This window comes from Runella zeae DSM 19591 (assembly GCF_000423565.1).
Classification (GTDB): domain Bacteria; phylum Bacteroidota; class Bacteroidia; order Cytophagales; family Spirosomataceae; genus Runella; species Runella zeae.
This window is the reverse complement of the sequence record NZ_KE384036.1, coordinates 118,573-138,956: the sequence shown is the minus strand read 5'-3', so window position 1 is coordinate 138,956 and position 20,384 is coordinate 118,573. Positions and strand designations below refer to the sequence as shown.

The window sequence follows — 20,384 nt, the reverse complement described above, 5'->3', positions numbered from 1 at the left end:
ACTTACATCAAAGTTTTCAAAGTTTCGACATTCAGGGCTTCGTCAAATACGGCCCGAATCGGGATGTGGAATCCTTCCATAACAAAGCTTTTAATGTGTCTTTCTGCCGATTTGAGAATCAGTTCGTATTCGCTTCGTAGTGATACTGTTCAATGGTTTGGTGGTCGGGATCAACAATCCAGTATTTTTCTATTTGATGTACTTGATAATCTTTGAATTTCACCCCACGGTCACGCTCTTTTGTCCCCTCTGATAAAATTTCAATCACCCAATCAGGAGCAGGAAAAAGTGTTTGCTTTTCGGTGCTGTATTGGGCGTTTCATCTCAGGCGAATAAACAATGATTTCACCATTGATAAATTCCGCTTTTTGTTGTTCAGTAATGTCATTGTAAAAAGAAATTCTTCGCTGCTTTTTATTCTCAAGCGCAGCTTCAATCGCCTGAATCAGAAGGTAAGCATGGGGTGCATTCAGAATTTCAGAAATAAGGCGATTGCTCATGGTACGTTTGCGTTATTATTACAGGTATTACCACTTTTCCGCTTCTCGTTCTGGTTTTTAGGGGCGGCTGATGAATACGGGAGAGGTAGATTCATCCTTCCTTGGTTTGGTTTCAAACCTTTACTGGGTTTTGCTTTCTGTTTGAAATCCATTTTTGAGCATCAGTTCCCACAGATTTATTTCATAGTCATCAATGACGATAAAGGGTAAGTCCCAACGGATAAATTCCCATTTTTGGAGATTGTCGGCAACCAAGATTCGGCGGGAAGAAGAAAACACCCAAACGACCCGTTCTACCCCCCATTGAAGCAGCTGTTCGGTTTTGCGATGAAAGTATTCTTCTTCGCTTTTAAAATAATCGTACTCTTCTATTTTTATATCTACTTCGATGACCACATTGGGAGGAGTGTCCACATAATTGACCGAATGAAAGCCAATATTCAAGCGACCTTCTTTGTAAATGGCGATGTCGGCCGAAAAATTAGCGTTTTTAGATAGATGAAGTCCCAATTCGGAGCTACCCGCAAAATAAGATTCGGGAAGGTTTCTATTCAAAAATTTGATAATACAGCCAATGATAAAATATTGTAGTCCACTAGTCCCCATATTGATTTCTTCAATTTTTTTCAGTCCTAACACAAAATCCTTATACCCTTTTCGGTAAAGAGGAATGCCGTCGAATTCTTCGTAAATCAGGATTTTGGGAATCAGTTTGGTATCTTCCATGGTTTCCGAATGTTTTTTTCAAATATAACCAAATTTAGGCGAAACAGGCGTGTCGTGTTTGTGGAGAAAGCAGCATACTTATTCGCTCAGAAAGAATTGATGAATTTTGTTGGTTATGGAATCACTCATGAAAGCTCTCAACATAGAAACTCATTGAAGCCGTAACTTCAATTTACCTATTTCGATGCTAGGGTTTTCGCGCTCGTACAAAATCTTGTAAGTAGCTTCCGTAATGGGCATATTTACGTTGTATTTTTTGTTCATTTCAAAAATACTATTGACAGCATAATACCCCTCCGCTATCATTTTCATTTCCATTTGGGCAGATTGGACACTGTAGCCTCTTCCAATCATATTGCCGAAAGTGCGGTTACGACTAAACTGCGAATAAGCCGTGACCAACAAATCCCCTAAATAAGCCGAGGCACTCAAGTCTCTTTGTCGCGGGTCAACGGCATCTACAAATCGTTTGATTTCCTGCATGGCATTGGAGACAAGTACGGCTTGGAAATTGTCGCCATAGCCCAAACCATGACTGATACCGCAAGCCAAGGCTACGATATTTTTCATGACAGCGGCATATTCTACCCCGTACAAATCCACTAAGGGATGCGCCATAACGAAGCGGCATGTCATGAGGTCGGCAAAATGAGCGGCGCAGTCTTCGTTGGTAGAAGCAATGGTCAGGTAAGATTGTTTTTCTAATGCTACTTCTTCGGCATGACAAGGGCCTGCAATAACAGCGATTTGACTAAGTGGCACCTCAAAACGTTCTTCTAGCCAATCCGTAACGAGACAATGTTTTTCAGGAATCATACCTTTGATAGCTGAGATAAGGCGCTTCCCTTCAAAGTGTTTGGCAGTGAGCGAGGAGAGGGGTTCTTGGACAAACGCTGCCGGAATCGCCAAAATAACATACTCTGCTCCGTTGAGGGCGTCAGTGATTTTGGTGAATGTTTTGACTTTGCGTGGACTCAATCTTACGTCGCGGAGGTAGTCGGGATTGTAATGGTGCTTACGAATATGCTCGACGGCGGCGCGGTCGCGGAGCCACCAACGAATCTGAACGTTGTTTTCGGAAAGAATTTTAATGATAGCAGTGGCCCAACTGCCACCCCCTATGACGGTAATTGTGGTCATCAGAATGTTGTAAGAAATGAGTTGCAGGACAAACCCTGCGTAAAAATAACGGCAAAGAGCAAACTCTAAAAACTATTTTGTACATCCGCAGGCTTTACCGCAGCCCGATTTTTTGGGACTGAGTTCTTTACGAAGGCGGTTTCCAACGTAGCCTAATGCTCCTAAAAAGAGGGCTGATATGATGATAGTTTCGAGCATGAAGTGGTATCCAAACGAATCAATGCACTTTTGAAAAACAATGATTCAATGCTTATATTTAGTGATAATATTTTTTCGGAAAACGTCTTTTTGCGTAATTGCGTTCCTGACGACCCTTAATGCTTTTTATTTTATGAAAAACCCCGCTGCCGAATCTTCGGCATTGAGTCATTTGTTGAGCCTTCCGGTGATTGTATCGGCCCTTGGTTATTTTGTAGATGTATATGACTTGATTGTCTTCAATATAGTACGCGTACCAAGTCTCAAAGGATTAGGATTAAACCCTGAAGAAGTGTCGGTTTTGGGTAGTCAAATCTATAATTGGCAACAAGCGGGATTACTCATAGGCGGTATTGTGTGGGGGATATTAGCTGACAAAAAAGGGCGCCTTTCAGTATTGTTTGGGTCGATTATTATGTATTCAGTAGCCAATATTTGCTGTGGTTTTGTTCAGTCTCCTACGATATACGCATTTTTGCGATTTGTGGCGGGCGTGGGATTAGCGGGCGAGCTTGGCGCTGGCCTGACCCTGGTATCCGAAATATTGCCCAAGCACCTGAGAGGCTATGGCTCATCGATTGTGGCGAGTGTGGGGCTGCTTGGGGCAGTGGTGGCTTTTTTGACCAATTCGTGGTTTGATTGGCGTACCACTTATTTTGTGGGAGGTGGATTGGGACTGGCATTGTTGGCATTGAGAGTACGTTTGTATGAGTCGGGGATGTTTGAACAAACCAAAATCCAACGAATACAAAGAGGAAGTATGTGGGCTTTTTTTAGCGATGCGGGTCGTTTCTGGAAATACATGCGTTGCATTGGGGTAGGAGTGCCTACGTATTTTGTCATTGGGATTTTGGCTACCTTTAGCAATGAGTTTGGAAAAGCGTTAGGGATTGCAGAAGAGATTGTATCGGGGCGATGTGTGATGTATGTTTTTGTGGGAACAGTCGTCGGAGATATGTTTAGTGGCGTGCTCAGTCAGTGGCTCAAATCTAGAAAAATGGCTATCGGTATCATGACTACCATGACGCTAGTGGGAGTGCTTTTCTATCTTTATGGAGGAATATCTGACGTACAAATGTTTTATGTGACTTGTGCTTATTTGGGTTTTTCGATTGGGTATATAGCCATGTTTTTGACCGTCACTGCCGAAAACTTTGGTACTAACCTACGCGCTACGGCTACTTCCACGGTTGCCAATTTTGTACGCGCTACTACGCTACTTACGTTGCCATTGTATCAATATCTCAAACCTAGTTTTGGCGTGATAAGCGCGGGAGGAATTGTGGCCCTGCTGTGTTTTGTGATAGCTTATGCTTCGCTATTTTGGATGGAAGAAACTTTTCACAAAGACTTAAACTATGTAGAATAAAAAAAAGCAAACAGTAAGACATATAAAAGGGAGCATTTTTGAGTGCTCCCTTTTGTTTTCATGGCTGTAGAAAAAGCTTAAAGAACAACTTCTCCGTGAATATTTAAAGTAACGATACCGCTTTCAGAATTGGATTCTACCGTTACTGTTTTATTGAAAGCACCCACGCTTGCCGCATTGAAAGTAGCTTTGATATTGCCTGAAGCTCCGGGCATAATGGGCTCTTTGGGGTATTCGACCCCCGTGCAGCCGCACGATCCATATGCCTTATTGATAATGAGCGGATGGCCTCCCTTATTGGTAAACTTAAATTCGGCCGTTACGGGTTTACCTTGCTTGATTTTACCAAAATCGTGTTCGGTCTCTGCCCAACCAAAAGCAGGTGCTAGTACATGCGCCAATACAAGTGAAATGGCCAAAAACGTAAATAAAACAGAAAGAATAGTTACTTTTTTCATGTGAATGAGTCTTTTAAAGTGAATGATATGTTTTTTTGGTATCAATTGACATGTCAAAAGTAGATCAACCTTATGAAAACGCTTGTTAATGAAAACTCAACTTTTGTTAATGGATTGTTAACCGCTTGGTAAGAATCTACCGCAGTCCTATTTTCGTATATGTTTTTTGGTTAATATTGCCAATAGACCTAATCCTAACCTAAATTGTGCGGAAGCACTTATGTCTAGAACCACCATTCGCCTGCTCGTCATTTTGTCAACCTTATCCATTATTGGGGTCATTGTGACTCAAATTTATTGGGTCAGGAAAGCTTTGGCTATGCGGGAGCGTCAGTTTAATCAACAAGTGCATGTTTCTTTACAAGAAGTAGCAGAGCAGCTGGCGCAATTGAATGCCGTGATGCTTCACAACAACCCCGTTGAACAGCTTTCTTCTAATTACTTTTTGGTGAATACCAACTCAATGGTAGATCCCGGAATCTTGGAACATTATCTCAAAGCCAGTTTCTTAAAACATAGTTTGGTGACAGATTTTGAAGTAGGGATTTATGATTGTGCTAGCAATAAAATGTTTTATGGAGTATCACTCAGTACCCGTGACGACCGTAAAACTCCCACTCAAACTGCCAATTGGCTCAAATCCAACAAATACCCTTATTATTTTGGCGTACGATTTCCTAATCAGCAAGGGGCTGTCATTAGTGATTTAAAAGGTTGGGTGTGGTCTTCACTGCTGGTGCTGATTGCAGTGGGCTTTTTTGGCTATGCTTTGTTTGTTATTCTCCGCCAAAAACAACTTACCGAAGTCCAGCGAGATTTTATCAACAATATGACTCATGAGCTTCAAACCCCCATTGCAACGATTCGGATTGCGGCTGATGTACTCAATACTCCGGCTATAAAAGAGCAACCCGAAAGACTCAAAAAATACACTGAGATATTGAAAGAAGAAGCTCTACGCCTTCAAAATCAGGTGGAAACGGTGCTCAATATGGCCAAAGCTGAGAAAAATACCCTACCACTTAACATAGAATGGTTGGATGTACATCAGATTATTTCTTCGTTGGCTAATAAGTACGAAAAAAACTTGACCCTCAAGCTCAATGCTCAAGAACCTTATATTTATGCCGATAGAATACATTTGTCAAATGCGATTAGCAATCTAATTGACAATGCTTTCAAATATACTCCCAAAGACCCCAATATCATCTTGTCAACTTCTACTAGTAACCATACTTTTATGGTGTCTGTGAAAGACAATGGCATAGGAATTGCTACCGAATATCAAGACAAGGTCTTTAAAAAGTTTTATCGGGTTCCAACGGGCAACATTCATAATGTGAAAGGATTTGGGATTGGACTGAGCTATGTTCAACAAATCGCCAAAGCACACCATTGGAAACTAAAGCTGAAAAGTGAGCTTGGAAAAGGAAGTGAATTTATCATTTTGATACCCTTAAAAAAAACAGAGGGTAATAAGTAACTGCCGGTGGCGTTTACAACATGAATCTCCCCCTCAAGACTGATTAGACAATGCCGCGAATTTTATACGTCGAAGATGACCCAAATCTGGGTTTTGTGACCAAAGACAACCTCGAACTCCACTATGACATTGTCCATTGTGCCGATGGATTGCAGGCATTGGAAGTATTTAATCAGCAAGATTTTGATTTATGTGTTTTAGATGTGATGTTGCCGCACTTAGATGGATTTACTTTAGCACAAAAAATTAGGCAACGTGACGAAGAAGTGCCTATATTGTTTTTGACGGCGCGCTCGCTCCAAGAAGACAAAATTCACGGACTTAGGCTGGGAGCAGATGACTATCTTACAAAGCCCTTTAGTATTGAAGAACTTATCCTGAAAATTGAAGTTTTTTTACGTCGAACTCAAAAATCGACCTCCAAATCTCCAAACAATGGAGTAGCCGCAGGCGTAAAAGTTGGGAATTATACTTTTAATTTTGAAAAACTTCAGCTTCAGTTTGAAAACAAAACTCAAGATTTGACCTATCGGGAGGCGGAGGTTTTGAGGTATTTGGTAGAACGTCCTAATCAAGTCATCAAACGTGAAGACTTGCTAAAAGCTATTTGGGGCGACGACGATTATTTTATGGGACGTAGCCTTGATGTGTTTATGTCGCGTTTGAGGAAGTATCTCTGCGACGACCCCAAAATCAAAATTGAAGGAATCCACGGGGTAGGATTCAGAATGAGGTGGTAAAACCTTATTTTTTTCTACGTATATCAGAGGCGTTGTAGTTCATTTTTTTCTTAAAAATTCTTGAAAAATAAAACTCCGATTCAAAGCCAGATTGATAGGCGATTTCGGCCAACGTAAGATTACTTTCATGAATGAGCTGCTCGGCTTTGTGGAGTTTGAGATTTAGATGGTACTGATTGGGCGAAGTACCTAATACTTCTTTGAAGGTTTTCCGAAACCAAATATAACTAAGGTTGAAGCGTTGGGCAAGTTGTTCAAAATCAATATCTTTATTCCAGTTTTTGTGAATTTCTTTTCTGATTTCTTCAATAATTTCTTCTTTTCTTGACAATTTTTGATGCGACATCAATACCGATGCGTATACAATCCCCAGAAGCTGAATGAGCAAAAACGAAGAAAGCTTTTGGTAAGACTCTTGTCGTACTTCTACTACCTCAATGAGCTTCGAAAATGTTTCTAAAAATGCGGCATTGAATCCAACTTTGATAATCGGACTTTGAGGATTAAAACATTCTTGTTCGAGAAGATAGTGGGCATACGAACCCGAAAAACCTACCCAATATTCTTCCCAGCCGGTGTTTTCTTTGGGGCGGTATCGGTGCCAAATACCCGGATAAAGCAAAATAATAGTGCCTGCTTCGATGGTTTGCGTGGGGAAGTCGGCTGCTTCAAAGTACCCTTCTCCCTTGGAAATATATATGATTTGGTATTCTTTGAGACTACGGCCTTTTTCCCACTCAAAATAATAAGCATCAGGGTGCTCAACATCAGGGTAGCGGGTATGAGGAGGATGAATATTGTGACCAACATTCAGGATGTTGATACCTAAATTTTGCTCAGAAATATTGGAGTCGAAGGTGAAGTATTTTCGAAAAAGCTTCATATCAAAAAATGCAATATAATAATCAAAAAAGTCATTTAATGACAAGGGAAAATCTTATTTTTTTGTGGAAAAAGCCAATAAATAGTTTTTTTAATAGTGCTAATTACAGTCGTAGGAGGAATTTGATTTGCATAAGCTGGTATTTTTAATGACTAATAAGAGTGGCGTTTATTCCTAAAAGAGTGATACTTCTTAACCTACTATTATAATAGCCTAAAGGTCTATTCTTTCATAAGATTTTTGTGAGTATCGAGGCAGTGGTATTGGTTTTTTGCTCGTTCAAATGAGTTATTAAACTCCTAATTTTCGATACACCTAACCAACTAACTGAGATTAAGCACTTAACGAACCTTAGAAATGTATTTATTCAATGCTACTGTATTATCTGAGAAGGCCATCAATAGGTCGATGTATTCTTCACTAAAAATTGGACTTTTTGGAATAGGATTAGAGGCTTATTGGTCTCAATTTGAAGGTCTTAAAGAGCGTCTAGAAGGCTACATGACAATAGTAGAAGAAAAAATTGCCGATTTTCATCCTCATATCATCAACGCAGGCTTGGTCGACACGCCCGATAAGGCTTTTGAAACAGGACAACTTTTCAAACAAGCCGATGTGGGTCTGATATTTTTGTATGTCACTACTTATGCCTTATCTTCCACTGTACTTCCAGTAGTGCAGCGGGCCAAAGTGCCAGTAATTATTTTGAACTTATCGCCTGAAGCAGCGATTGATTATAAGAATTTCAACGCCTTGACCAATCGTACAAAAATGACAGGCGAGTGGTTGGCGTATTGTTCTGCGTGTCCCGTCCCCGAAATTGCGAATGTTTTTCACCGGGTAGGTATTAAATTTCACCAAATAACGGGAATGCTACACCATGACCCCGAGTGCTGGGAGGAGGTGAAAGAATGGGTGGAAGCCGCAAAAGTCAAAGAAATCATGGCTCACAACCGCCTTGGCTGCATGGGGCATTATTATAGTGGGATGTTGGATATTTACTCCGATTTGACCCAGCAATATGCTCATTTTGGGGGGCACATAGAGCTTTTGGAAGTGGAAGAACTCGCTCAGCTACGAAAAGAGGTCACTCCCGACGAGTGTGCAGACAGACTTCAAGTGTTTGAGGAAGTTTTTGAAATCCAACCAGATTGTGTGTTGGCCGAGCTTGAAAAAGCCGCCGTGACTTCGGTGGCATTGGATAGATTGGTGGAGAAGTACAAACTGGGGTCAATGGCTTATTATTATAAAGGCACTGGAAATCTAGAAAATGAAGAAGCGATTGCTTCCATCATACTTGGGAACTCACTCCTGACAGCGCAGGGGATTCCTGTAGCAGGTGAGTACGAAATCAAAAATGCCCAAGCCATGAAAATCATGGATAGCTTTGGCGCGGGTGGTTCGTTTACGGAATATTATGCCATGGATTTTGCGGATGATGTGGTACTAATGGGGCACGACGGCCCCGGGCATATTGCGATTGCAGAGGGCAAAACCAAAGTGCGCCCCCTCAAAGTATATCATGGTAAAGTGGGCAACGGAGTGTCAGTAGAAATGAGCGTAAAAAATGGTCCTGTAACCTTACTTTCGGTAGTAGAAAGAAGGGGAGGAGGACTCATGTTGCTAGTAGCAGAAGGTAAATCTGTACCTGGGCCTATTTTGGAAATAGGTAATACCAATAGCCGCTATCGTTTTCCGCAAGGAGCCCGCAAATTTGTGAATGATTGGAACAGCCACGGCCCTGCGCATCATTGTGCGATTGGGATAGGACATATCAGTTCTAAAATCCAAAAATTGGGGTCTTTGCTTGAAATGGAAGTCATAAAAGTGTGTTAAAATAGCATTATCTCACTAGTTGGAGCGTTTGCTGAATATTGATTTCTTCCAAAAACGGTCATCATGCGACAATCACTCTAATCTGGTAAGCTATTGTTTTGAAGTATTAAGAATACCATTCAATAAGTTCGTTTAGTTTTAGTCATAAAAAAAGACCTATATTCAATTTTGAAGTGCAGTTTTTAGTTAGATTACATTTCAGGATGAATAATGATAATTATCGGTTAATTTGATTTAAGATTATGGGATCTTTTATCTTGTCATCGTCCGCTAGTAATAGTGCTTTACTAATGATAATGGAGAGCATATTGTCTCCATCAAAAGGTAGAAAAAGTTTATCTTTAATAGGCCGAGGGTCAGGGATAATGCATAGATACTGGTCATTTGGCTCCATCATAATATTGCCACTTCCGAAGTGAATTTTATAGATTCTTTTTTTGCCCGTTACTTTAAGATATCTGTTAGTAACTTCGCATCTATCTTTTATTTTTAATTTAGATACAAGCGATTCTATTACACTCCTTCGTGTTTGAGCAGTCTCTGATAAATCTGAAGTTGAATAACCAATCCAATATTCTCTAAATCTTTGATTTTCCCATTGTTCTTCCGCGCCAATCGAACATACACCTACAAATAAATCTACATCTCGCATAGATTCCGAAAACAAGAGTGTAGGGATATCTTCCATTCTTAGGGCAACATTATGTTTTGTATCTCTAAAATGGATTGGGCCAGTAGTTACAAAATCCGAATCAGCATCTACATCAAAAGTACATTTGATATTAAAATCAGGATAGTCAATCCAAGGATTTACTCTAGTAGAGTATATATTGCCATGGCTATATTCCCACAATCTTTGTTGAGCCAATGCTATAAATTTAAGATGCCTCAATACATGGCCTACGAATCTATTTGAGAATGTAGAAGTATTTATTTCTGCTCCTGTCACGAGATAGACTTCTCTAAATGCTTGCTTGATAGGTTGCTTGATTTCGTTAGAAAGCATAAAATTACGCCATGCTTCTACTTCTTCTGTACTTGATAGCGATGGATGCCACAAAGACACATTAGTATTTTCAATATTTGATATTACTTGTCCTTGATAATCAATGAATTGGTTGTTTGAGTAATATCCATTTATGATTTTTCCATCGTGCTCAAACCGCCATATTAATTTTCTTATAATAAAACGAAGCAATTGATGATTTAGAAAGTGTTTTTCCCATACCTCATAATTCCAACTTTTTCTTCTTTTGTAAAAATTATCAATTCTAACTCTTTGTCCAGATAACTCTTTTTTTATATCACTTATGGTTGATTTCCAAATTTTTAATTGATTTCCAAAGTCTTTTTTTATAGCAGAAGGTTCACCTTTTAAGCTATTTCCTAGTTTTGCCCAAATTATTTCAACATCATCATAATCGTTGATTTTAACGATTGATTGGTAATCTCCAAAGGATTGTTCTAAAATGCCACTTTCTATTCCATAATCTGCAACAAAATAATCTTCAATATCATCAGGGTTTAATTTTAAAAAATTAGAAGCATATTTTATAGACAAATTTAATCTTTCTAAAAAGATAGGGTATTTGTTTCTTTGTTTTAACTTTAATAAAGCTCCCAAGCCTTCTATAGAATGAGAATTCTCAAAAATCCCCAAAATTTTATCACCTAGTTGTCTAGAAGTAGGTCCTACTAATGGTATTTTTTTGAAACATTTTTCGACTATTTTTATAAGTATATTGTATTTGTTTGGAGCATTAATATGGAATAATATCTCCACAAAAAACTGATACACTCTCACCTTTTCTCCAATAAACCAACCGTTACGATTAGAGGTCGGGTCGCAAGTTAACTCATGAAGAGCTAATATGAATGCTTCATAATCGGTAGGGTTAATTTTTTCTACAATACTTTTACATTCTATACTGTTTATTTTTTTAAATTTTGATAAATTTTCCAATAAAATATAAAAATATTGTCTATCTTCAATAAAAGATAGAGTCTGTTCTTGAAGCCATTTCCACTTTTTATGATTTGAAAAATCTGTAGATGATAAAAGGAATTCGGTGAAATTGTTATCCATAATTTTTATGTCTATCCCCCTACTAAAGCAATAAGGCGAATGAATGATACAGATATATTCTGGTAAATCGTGATTTCTTCTTCTAAGTCCGAATATTGTTGATTATCGACGAGTAGAAAGAAACGGTTTTTCTGAAATGATTCTAAAGTAAAGTAATACTGTTCTTCTGCATCCACAGATTCTGGTTCTTTGAGCGTATTTGCTCCAAAAGACGTTTTACGAGATTTTGTGAGTTCTTGAAAAAAAACTGATTTATTTTGATTGTATATTTCTACCTCTTGAAAAACCCTTGATTTTATCAGATCTTTAATCTTGACTTTATTGCTTGAAACTGTGAGCTTAAACTGATTTTGTACAACTCCAGTCATGGTTTCATCTTTGATTATGATCTCTATATCTTCCATAATTCAATAAATAGGATATTTTTGATATTTTTAGAAAATCAAAGATACAACATTTAGTAATTGTTTTATACCAATATTTATGCCTTTATTCTATATAGTTACCTCAACAAATCCCCAAAAACTTCGTCTAATTTGGCGACGGGAATGATTTGGATATTATAGTTTTTGAAAATAAGTCCTTTGGTATTGTATTTAGAAATATAGATTTTTTTGAAGCCTAATTTTTCAGCTTCGGCGATGCGTCCCTCAATGCGATTGACGGCGCGTACTTCACCTCCCAAACCCACCTCTCCCGCAAAACAAACCGATGGCGCAATGAACGCATCTTCGTAAGAAGAAGCAATGGAGGTCACTACGGCAAGGTCTATGGCGGGGTCTTCCACGCGCAAGCCACCCGCTACGTTTAAGAATACGTCTTGGGTGCCGAGTCGAAAGCCGCCACGTTTTTCCAAAACCGCAAGTAGCATTTGGAGGCGTTTGTTGTCGAAGCCAGTACTGCTGCGTTGGGGTGTTCCGTAGTTGGCTACGCTCACTAGCGATTGTATCTCAATCATCAAAGGGCGATTCCCTTCGAGCATAGAGCCAATGGTGATGCCACTGAGCTGCTCTTCACGTTGCGAAATGAGGATTTCGGAGGGGTTGGTTACTTGGCGTAAGCCAGTGCCAAGCATTTCATAAATCCCTAGTTCAGAGGTACTTCCAAAGCGATTTTTGGTAGTGCGTAATATCCGGTAAGTAGTATGGCGGTCGCCTTCAAATTGTAGCACCGTATCTACCATGTGTTCGAGGGTTTTGGGACCCGCGAGATTGCCGTCTTTGGTGATATGCCCAATCATAAACACAGGCACGCCGCTTTCTTTGGCGTATTTCATAAGTTCGGCGGCGCACTGCCGTACTTGCGACACACTCCCCGCCCCCGATTCAATGAGCGAAGATTGCATGGTCTGAATCGAATCAATAATGAGCACATCGGGGTCAAATTCCTCCATTTGTCGGAAGATATTGTCGGTACTGGTTTCGGTCAGAATGAAGCAATTTTGATTGTTTGAAGTGATGCGTTCTGCGCGCATTTTGATTTGTTGTTCGCTTTCTTCGCCCGATACGTACAGTACGCGCTGCTTGAGCGTGAGGGCGATTTGGAGCATCAAGGTCGATTTGCCAATGCCCGGCTCTCCTCCAATCAGTACCAACGACCCTTGCACGATTCCACCTCCCAACACACGATTGAGCTCGCCGTCGGTCGTAACGATGCGCGGCTCTTCCTCATATTTGATGTCGGCAATGGCTTTGGGTTTGGCGGCCAAACTCACCGATTTCCATTGTCCTAAGGGGCCTTTTTTGTCTTCTTTTTCCAAAACTTCCTCTACGAGGGTATTCCATTCGCCACAGGAAGGACAGCGGCCGAGCCACTTACTGGCCTGATGACCACAATTTTGACAGAAATAAGCAGTTTTTACTTTAGCCATTGGTTGATTTTTAGAAGAAAGCAAGTATCCGCAAAAAATGAAGAACCTGCAATAGTAACAACAAAATATTGGAGAAAAGTACTCCCTTGGCTTTTGTCTAAGTTGGGAAGTTTTCCAATCTTTGTCGTCCCAAATCCAAAAGAAGTCGCTATGCTACAAGCCCACCAAATAGTACGAAAATACGGAACACTACCTGTGTTGAAAGGAATTGATTTAGAAATTACCCAAGGCGAATTGGTAACTATCGTGGGGGCATCGGGAGCGGGAAAAAGTACGTTATTACATATTTTGGGTACGCTCGACAACCCCGATTCGGGCAAAGTAATCATCAAAGGGACGGATGTTTTTGGTTTAAAAGAAAAAGATTTGGCGGCTTTTCGTAACGAAGAGATTGGTTTTGTGTTTCAGTTTCATCATTTGCTGCCCGAATTTACGGCCCTCGAAAATGTATGTATGCCGGGGTTTATTGGAGGAAAAGGCGCGGCAATTACCAAAAGAGCCCAAGAACTGCTCGAAATGCTAGGTTTGAAAGAACGGTTAAGTCATTTGCCTTCTCAGCTATCAGGAGGAGAGCAGCAGCGTGTGGCAGTGGCACGTGCTCTTATCAACAATCCCGCCATTGTGTTTGCCGATGAGCCAAGTGGCAACCTTGATTCGCGCAATGCCGAAGATTTACACCAATTGTTTTTCAAACTTCGCAACGAACTAGGGCAAACTTTCGTGATTGTAACCCACAACGAACACCTAGCCAACCTAGCCGACCGCAAGCTAGAAATGGTAGATGGCGGCCTTAAAGTTTGATATTCATAGTCCCCTTTCTTTCGCAAGGACGAAGCCGTGAAGGCAGGTAGGTTATAGTTTGTGCATCATTCCCTTTCTTCTGTAAGGAGAAGGGGCTAGGGGATGAGGTGTCTACCGCTCGCTACTTAGCTTAGTCATCGCTTTACGAATCGCTTCATTTTTACGTTTTCGCTGCAAAACCGTGGGTGCTGCCATCCGTTCTTTACAATCAAAAGAAGGGCAGCGTTCGCAGGTTTCATTGACTTCACGTGTGCTGATTTGCCCCGTATTGAGAAATTTGATTTTGCTTCTTACATTATCATCTAGTCGAATCCCCATCGATACACTTACGTTGAGGTTTGGGGTAGGTGACATGGGCTTGGCAAAAGATACCACAAAATATTTGTCTTGCGTATCGATATAGTGGGAAATTTGGGCGCGACAAAGAGTATAATGATATTGGCCTTTTCGCTGTAAATCGGCCAATTCTTGCAAAATCGTCAGTGCTACCCAGCGGCGGCAGTAATGCTCATCACGTACGGTATGAGGGTTGTGTTTGCGAGCAATGTGCATTTCCTTCGTCAAATCAAAACGATTTTGTCCAGCATAATTATTAAACCGCAAAAAGAACAATTGGCTGATTCCGAAGTGTTTGGGGAGAATGTTGCTGAGGCGATAGCAAAAAGATTCGGGGGTACTGTGGAAGTATTCTATCAGATTGAGCAAGGCATCGGCGTCGAAGTAAGGTTGCTCAAAAAACTCGGAAAGCTTGCGAGCCAATATGTTTCCTTTGATGATGATCGCACTAGCAAAATACGATGCTTTGTAGTTGTTAAGGAGTTGTTCAAAAGATTCGGCTTCCACTAAATGGGTGGTATTGAGGCGATTTTTGAGTTTCATATATTGATACCCCAGCTCCCGACCATATACAAAGGCCCTTTGATTGGCATCAAGCTGTGGACTTACCAACAGCCGAAGTTTATCGCCACGATGAACCAGTAGGGAGCGAATTCCTACAAGTTCGGGGTATTTTTTTTCGTCAATAAACTGAATCTCGTACTCATAATTTTTGACCAGTAAATCAGCCAAGTATTTATCATCTAAAATCAACTCCTCGGGTATCGCAAATTGAGCTAGGAAAGCGTCGGCTTCTTCTTCCAAATCCTCAAAATAATTGTCGTACATCTCTTGGTAAGTGCGCAAAGCAGAGAAATAAAACTGCTCTACGGACATATTGTAATTGCGGGCAATTTCGATAAGCGTTCCGATAAAAGCACTCAGCTTAGTAGGCGCATCGGAGAGCATTTCGAGCAAGTCGGCGGGGTCGATACCAAACAAATCGAGGGGAAGCTCGGTCAGGATATTAGACTGTAATAATTCTGAAATAGGTTCTAGTTTTTTGCTCAATTTGATAGATACCAACGAATCATAGTCAACGTCGAGCGCACTGGCAAGGGCTATAATTTTATCTGATTTAGGGTATTTTTTCCCCTTTTCAATTTCATTAATATAAGAAATAGACAAGCCTGTTTTTTGAGACAAGTCGCTGAGAGATAGAGTCTTGTCAAGGCGAAGTTGTTTTAGTTTAAGACCAAAAACGAGTCGTATGTTGTCTTGGTTAAGAGGCACGTTGCTTACTTTTATTTATCCGTAAATTTAGCATTTTTTCGGGGAAATAGGACACTTTTTAAATTTGGCTTCCATAGCCCCCACCTCCCGGAGTTTCGATTCTGATTTTATCTCCAGCGACTACTTCCAGCGAACAGATTCCGCTGAGTTCGTGCTTTTCTCCGTCATTTGTAGTTAGGGTTTGGTGTCCTGTTTGTCCATTTTTACCCCCCTTCATACCATAAGGTGCTACTTGGCGGTGTTGGGTAATGAGGGTCACGCGCAAAGGCGCCAAAAATGTAAGTTCTCGAACCACCCCGTCGCCACCATTCCATTGGCCTTGCCCGCCCGAATTTTCGCGAATTGCAAACTCATCAAGACGCACAGGGTAGCGTCGTTCGAGTTCTTCAGCATCGGTGATGCGTGTATTGGTCATGTGTTGATGTACCGCAGACCTGCCATGCGCCTGAGGGGTAGCTCCCGTACCACCGCAGATAGTTTCGTAGTAACCAAACTGTTCATTGCCAAACAAAAAATTGTTCATCGTACCTTGGCTGCAAGCTGCCAGTCCAAAAGCTTTGAGAAGTGTATCTACGAGGCGTTGACTTACTTCGGTATTGCCCCCTACTACGGCAGGACATTGGGAAGGGTCGTCGCTAAACTCAGGATGTAAAAAGCTATCAGGTGGTAAAACGACTTCGATACCTTGGGTGAGACCTTCGTTAAGGGGAATATTTTTATTGACCAACAGTCGCAATACATACAATATCGCGCTGTAAATAATGGAGATATTGGCATTGAGATTGAAAGGATGACGGGACGAAGTTCCACTAAAATCAAAAACAATCAGTGGTGAACTAGGTGAAGAGTCTTGGGGCGATGTTATAATTTTTACGCTAATTTGATGCCCATCATCTAAAGATTCTAAAGCTGTAAAAGTATGATTTTTAATGGGTTGTAGTACTTCCTGTAAGGCCGAAAAGGTGGAGTCTTTCAGGAGTTTCATATAATGCTGCACCCGTGCTAAGCCATGTTGAGCTACCAACGACTGCAAAGCAATTTGTCCGGATTTTAGAGAAGACAATGCCGCGTTGATGTCGGCCATATTTTCGGTAAATGAGCGAGTAGGATATGGCCCTTTCAGAAATAATTCTTCCATAGCTTCCCACTGGATTTGGTCATTGATAACCAAATAAGTGGGCAAAATGACGACTCCTTCCTCCGCGAGCGAAATGGCATCGGGAGGCATCGAACCCGGTGTGCGGCCTCCTATTTCGGCATGATGAGCCCGATTGATGACGTAGCCGATGAGGTCGCCTTCAGGGGTAAATACCCCCGCTAAAAGCGTGACATCGGGCAGATGCGACCCTCCGTATTTGGGATGATTTACAATCACCACCTCCCCAGGGCGGAGGGGGGTGCGTGGGAGTACCAATCGAGCGCATACGCCCAAGCTCCCCAGATGAACCGGAATATGGGGGGCATTGACCAACAACTCCGCTTGGGCATCCAAAATAGCGCACGAAAAATCCAAACGTTCTTTGACATTGACTGAGAAAGCCGTTCGTTGCAATTGAGCACCCATTTCGTCGGCAATAGCCATAAAACGATTCGTAAATAGTTCAAGTTCTATGGCCTGTTGACTCTCTTTTTCTAGGGTTTCTAGAGGGCGATGGGCTTGTAATTTATGCACTACGGCATCTTTGGTAGGGGAGACTACTAGCCGCCATCTTTCGGGAATAAATGAGGTAGAAGTGACATTGAGCAACACCGCAGGGCCTTCAAAAAAATCCCCATTTTCTAAGGATTCCCAATCAAAAATAGCGTATTGACCCGAACTTACTTTAAAAGGTTGGGCCTTACGGATAGGCTCATACTTTTGAGAATAGGTTTGAGATTCTACTTTTTCGCTAGCAATAAGTTTGATACTTTCTACCTCAATCGCTAGGGCGCTGGGGTAGTATCCAAAGAGCTGTCGGTATTTTTCTCGAAATTGTTGGGCAAGATTATCGGCGCTTTGGTAGATAATCTCTAGGGCGTTTTCTTGTCCTTTAAAACGAAGATATAATAGTACGTACTCAATTTCGATCTCCTTGATTTGCTCTTGGTGCAGTGCTGTAGTAGCCTCTGCTGCCAATGTTTGAATTAGCTCATCAAGCTCAGGTAGTATATCTTCTAAAAGTTTGAGGACTTGGTGATTTGCAATACGTTGGGTACGTGCTTGCCCCATGCCAAAAGCACTTAAAAGCCCTGCGTCGTATGGAAGAATGACCGTGTCGATACCCAAAATATCGGCCAACTGACAGCCATGTAGCCCCCCCGCTCCTCCAAAAGTAAGTAATGGGTAATCTTTGGGCGCAAATCCTTTGGCGACCGAAATACGTCGAATCGCTTCTGCCATTTTTTCGTTGGCAATTTGTTCAAAACCCCTTAGAATTTCTATTTCACTGAGTTTTTGACTGGTTTGGGTCAAAATCTGTTCTTGGATAGTTTGGAGGGCTTGCTGTGCTTTGTTTGGATTGATAGGAACCCCAAAACGTGACGAATCCATTTTACCCAACAACAAATTGACATCTGTAATCGTCAAAGGGCCGCCTGCGCCATAGCAAGCTGGCCCTGGTTGAGCACCAGCACTTTCGGGGCCTACCCGTAGTTTTTGACCATCAAAATAGCAAATAGAGCCTCCACCGGCGGCTACTGTTTCGATGGCGAGGGTAGGGTTGTGTAGCTCAATACCTTCAATTTTGGTGACAAATTCTACATCTAATTTATTGTCAAAACGAGCCGTGTCAGTACTTGTTCCGCCCATATCGAAGGTCAAACAACGCTCAAAACCAAGCTGTTGGGCAATAGCTGCGGCACCTACCATACCACCCGCAGGCCCACTCAATAAACTATCTTTGGCTCTGAAAAGACTTGAATGCACTAGCCCCCCCGCACTTGTCATGACACGTACAGCTTCTTGACCTAAAGAAGCGGTAATATTGCGCAAATAATCAGATAAAATAGGTTGTAAATAGGCATTAATCAGCGCCGTTTGGGTGCGTTTGAGGTAATTGATACCTGCATACAGTTCGGCCGAACTACTGACATACTCATGCCCTTGCCCAAGTAGGTGATGCCGAAGAGCATTTTCATGAACTGGATTTTTATAACTATGTAAAAATGAAATCGCTACCGAGTCGCTCGCAATATCCTGAATCTTAGCGGTATCCAAGGGCTGTAGGAGGTTGCCGTCGGCATCGAGTCGCTCTTCGACTTCAATCACTTGGCCGTAGAGCAATACAGGGTCAGGAATAGCTAGTTGAAATAAGTGGGGGCGTTGTTGTGTGCCAATTTTGAGTAAGTCTCCAAAACCTTTGGTAACAAAAAGAGCCACTTTGGCACCTTTTCGTTCTAGCAAGGCATTCGTACCCTTGGTGGTACCAAGGCGCATGGTAAGAGCTGGAAAAGGAGCATGAAGTGGGGTTTGAGTAATAAGGCGCGTAGCTAATACGGGTGCTTCTTCGTGGGTCGTAATCTCAAAATGAAAAGGGTAATGAGGCACAGAAATGTCTTCTTCTAGTACCAGTTTATTTGCTGCAAAATCGGCGATTTTTAAAAAATCATTTTGACCCAATACCCTAAAATCATAACCTCTGAAAAGCCCTTCATAACTAGCCCAAGGAGCCGAAACTTCGTAAGTATTGAGAGCTATTTTTTGTAAAATAGTTCCCCTCAAAAAGCTACTACTGAGTACTTTGGTACGGTGTAGTTGTCCTTCGGGATTGAGTCCCAAACAATCGGTAAAAGTACCTCCTGTATCAATCCAAATTTGCCACATTGCAGATTAGTGAATGTTTAAATGATGAAGGGTTAAAAGCAAGGAAAGATTTCCTTCACCTTTAACCCTCCCTTTAAGAGCTTAAATTTAGGTTATTTCCGCCGACTCGCAATTCTATTTTGGGTCAGCCATAAAAATAAAACGGCGACCGAAATAAGGTAAACCACATTGCGGCTATCAATGAGACCCCGACCCAAATCGGCGTATTGTTCATCAAGTGAAATCCAAGAAAGTGGATAGGAAAGTTCTCCCCAAAAATCTAGTTTTGCAACGGCACCAATCCCTGTATATAAAAGAAAACAGATAAAAACCCCCAATACAAAGGCTACGATTTGATTGTCGGAAAGCGAGGAAGTCCATAATCCAATAGATACAAACACCGCACTCAAAAACAAAAGACCAATATAAGACCCAAATACCGCTGCCGAGTCGATGTTGCCGACGGGATTGCCAAGTTGATAAACCGTATAGTAATAAAGTAAGGTAGGAATCAGCGCCAAAAAAGTAAGTGCCAAACTGGCCCAAAACTTTCCTAAAACCAACGACCAATTGCCCAATGGTTTGGTAAGGAGCAATTCAATGGTGCCATTTTTTACTTCCTCCGCCAAAGCCCGCATCGTAATAGCTGGAATCAAAAACAGCAATACCAAAGGTGTAATGTTGAAAAAAGTACCTAAATCGGCATAGCCATAATTGAGTACATTGGTATCTGGAAATACCCAAAGCAGCAAGCCCACTGCCGTCAAAAATACCCCCATGACGATGTAGGCCGTGAGCGAACTAAAAAATGAAAAGATTTCTTTCCGAAAAATAGCAATCATTTGAAAGGGAGAGATTACGCTATGCATTTAAGTGCTTACGCACCGTCAACTGTTTTGATTATT

At 41.3% G+C, this 20,384-nt stretch carries 18 protein-coding genes; 5 read left to right on the top strand and 13 right to left on the bottom strand.

The genetic code is table 11. From position 1 onward, the window contains the following. Positions 1–118: 118 nt before the first annotated feature. The 5 genes from G563_RS38985 to G563_RS37720 form a co-directional block, all read right to left on the bottom strand. Entirely contained in the window at positions 119–268 is a 150-nt protein-coding gene (locus tag G563_RS38985; RefSeq protein WP_229598535.1) for a Uma2 family endonuclease, read from the bottom strand. A 4-nt stretch (positions 269–272) separates the two neighbouring features. After that, entirely contained in the window at positions 273–500 is a 228-nt protein-coding gene (locus G563_RS38980; RefSeq protein WP_028666700.1) for a hypothetical protein, read from the bottom strand. A 120-nt stretch (positions 501–620) separates the two neighbouring features. Further along, on the bottom strand, positions 621–1,226 hold the full coding sequence (locus tag G563_RS35280) for a PDDEXK family nuclease (RefSeq protein ID WP_051211074.1): 606 nt from the start codon (positions 1,224–1,226) through the stop codon (positions 621–623). 150 nt (positions 1,227–1,376) lie between these two features. Continuing rightward, positions 1,377–2,366, bottom strand: coding sequence for an NAD(P)H-dependent glycerol-3-phosphate dehydrogenase (locus G563_RS0119020; RefSeq protein WP_028666699.1), 990 nt, complete (start codon positions 2,364–2,366; stop codon positions 1,377–1,379). Positions 2,367–2,438: 72 nt separating this feature from the next. Continuing rightward, positions 2,439–2,564: a FeoB-associated Cys-rich membrane protein gene (locus tag G563_RS37720; RefSeq protein WP_084650912.1), complete on the bottom strand. Its 126-nt coding sequence runs from the start codon at positions 2,562–2,564 to the stop codon at positions 2,439–2,441. Positions 2,565–2,697: 133 nt separating this feature from the next. Between G563_RS37720 and G563_RS0119010 the strand changes: the two genes are divergently transcribed. Continuing rightward, positions 2,698–3,933: an MFS transporter gene (locus G563_RS0119010; RefSeq protein ID WP_028666698.1), complete on the top strand. Its 1,236-nt coding sequence runs from the start codon at positions 2,698–2,700 to the stop codon at positions 3,931–3,933. Positions 3,934–4,010: 77 nt separating this feature from the next. Here the strand turns inward: G563_RS0119010 and G563_RS0119005 are convergent, their stop codons facing one another. Continuing rightward, positions 4,011–4,391 carry a DUF1573 domain-containing protein gene (locus tag G563_RS0119005; protein WP_028666697.1) on the bottom strand — a complete coding sequence of 127 codons (381 nt, stop codon included), beginning with the start codon at positions 4,389–4,391 and terminating at the stop codon, positions 4,011–4,013. Between the two features lie 220 nt (positions 4,392–4,611). On the opposite strand from G563_RS0119005, the gene G563_RS0119000 reads away from it, so the two are divergent. Then, positions 4,612–5,874 carry a sensor histidine kinase gene (locus G563_RS0119000; RefSeq protein ID WP_028666696.1) on the top strand — a complete coding sequence of 421 codons (1,263 nt, stop codon included), beginning with the start codon at positions 4,612–4,614 and terminating at the stop codon, positions 5,872–5,874. A 50-nt stretch (positions 5,875–5,924) separates the two neighbouring features. Next, positions 5,925–6,614 carry a response regulator transcription factor gene (locus G563_RS0118995; RefSeq protein WP_028666695.1) on the top strand — a complete coding sequence of 230 codons (690 nt, stop codon included), beginning with the start codon at positions 5,925–5,927 and terminating at the stop codon, positions 6,612–6,614. 4 nt (positions 6,615–6,618) lie between these two features. Here G563_RS0118995 and G563_RS0118990 read toward each other — a convergent pair whose 3' ends face one another. Continuing rightward, a complete protein-coding gene (locus G563_RS0118990) occupies positions 6,619–7,497 on the bottom strand; it encodes an AraC family transcriptional regulator (RefSeq protein ID WP_028666694.1) in 879 nt (292 codons plus the stop codon). A 357-nt stretch (positions 7,498–7,854) separates the two neighbouring features. Between G563_RS0118990 and G563_RS0118985 the strand changes: the two genes are divergently transcribed. Further along, entirely contained in the window at positions 7,855–9,333 is a 1,479-nt protein-coding gene (locus G563_RS0118985) for an arabinose isomerase (protein ID WP_084650911.1), read from the top strand. A gap of 217 nt (positions 9,334–9,550) precedes the next feature. Here the strand turns inward: G563_RS0118985 and G563_RS0118980 are convergent, their stop codons facing one another. The 3 genes from G563_RS0118980 to radA all read right to left on the bottom strand — a co-directional run bounded on the left by G563_RS0118980 (position 9,551) and on the right by radA (position 13,289). After that, complete coding sequence (locus G563_RS0118980; protein WP_028666692.1) at positions 9,551–11,419, bottom strand: DUF4132 domain-containing protein; 1,869 nt, start codon at positions 11,417–11,419, stop codon at positions 9,551–9,553. Between the two features lie 11 nt (positions 11,420–11,430). Then, complete coding sequence (locus tag G563_RS0118975; protein WP_028666691.1) at positions 11,431–11,823, bottom strand: hypothetical protein; 393 nt, start codon at positions 11,821–11,823, stop codon at positions 11,431–11,433. Between the two features lie 98 nt (positions 11,824–11,921). Beyond that, positions 11,922–13,289, bottom strand: a complete 1,368-nt coding sequence (gene radA / locus G563_RS0118970) for a DNA repair protein RadA (RefSeq protein ID WP_028666690.1) — start codon at positions 13,287–13,289, stop codon at positions 11,922–11,924. A 150-nt stretch (positions 13,290–13,439) separates the two neighbouring features. Here radA and G563_RS0118965 point away from each other — a divergent pair, with 150 nt between their 5' ends. Beyond that, complete coding sequence (locus G563_RS0118965; RefSeq protein ID WP_028666689.1) at positions 13,440–14,090, top strand: ABC transporter ATP-binding protein; 651 nt, start codon at positions 13,440–13,442, stop codon at positions 14,088–14,090. Positions 14,091–14,201: 111 nt separating this feature from the next. On the opposite strand, the gene G563_RS0118960 is transcribed toward G563_RS0118965, so the two are convergent. From G563_RS0118960 to gldF, 3 genes are all read right to left on the bottom strand, one after another. Beyond that, positions 14,202–15,698 carry a helix-turn-helix domain-containing protein gene (locus G563_RS0118960; protein WP_028666688.1) on the bottom strand — a complete coding sequence of 499 codons (1,497 nt, stop codon included), beginning with the start codon at positions 15,696–15,698 and terminating at the stop codon, positions 14,202–14,204. A gap of 58 nt (positions 15,699–15,756) precedes the next feature. Continuing rightward, the gene (locus tag G563_RS0118955) at positions 15,757–19,500 is read right to left on the bottom strand and encodes a hydantoinase B/oxoprolinase family protein (protein ID WP_028666687.1); all 3,744 of its coding nucleotides are present in this window, start codon (positions 19,498–19,500) and stop codon (positions 15,757–15,759) included. Between the two features lie 92 nt (positions 19,501–19,592). Next, the gene (gene gldF, locus G563_RS0118950; RefSeq protein WP_028666686.1) at positions 19,593–20,321 is read right to left on the bottom strand and encodes a gliding motility-associated ABC transporter permease subunit GldF; all 729 of its coding nucleotides are present in this window, start codon (positions 20,319–20,321) and stop codon (positions 19,593–19,595) included. Positions 20,322–20,384 lie beyond the last annotated feature (63 nt).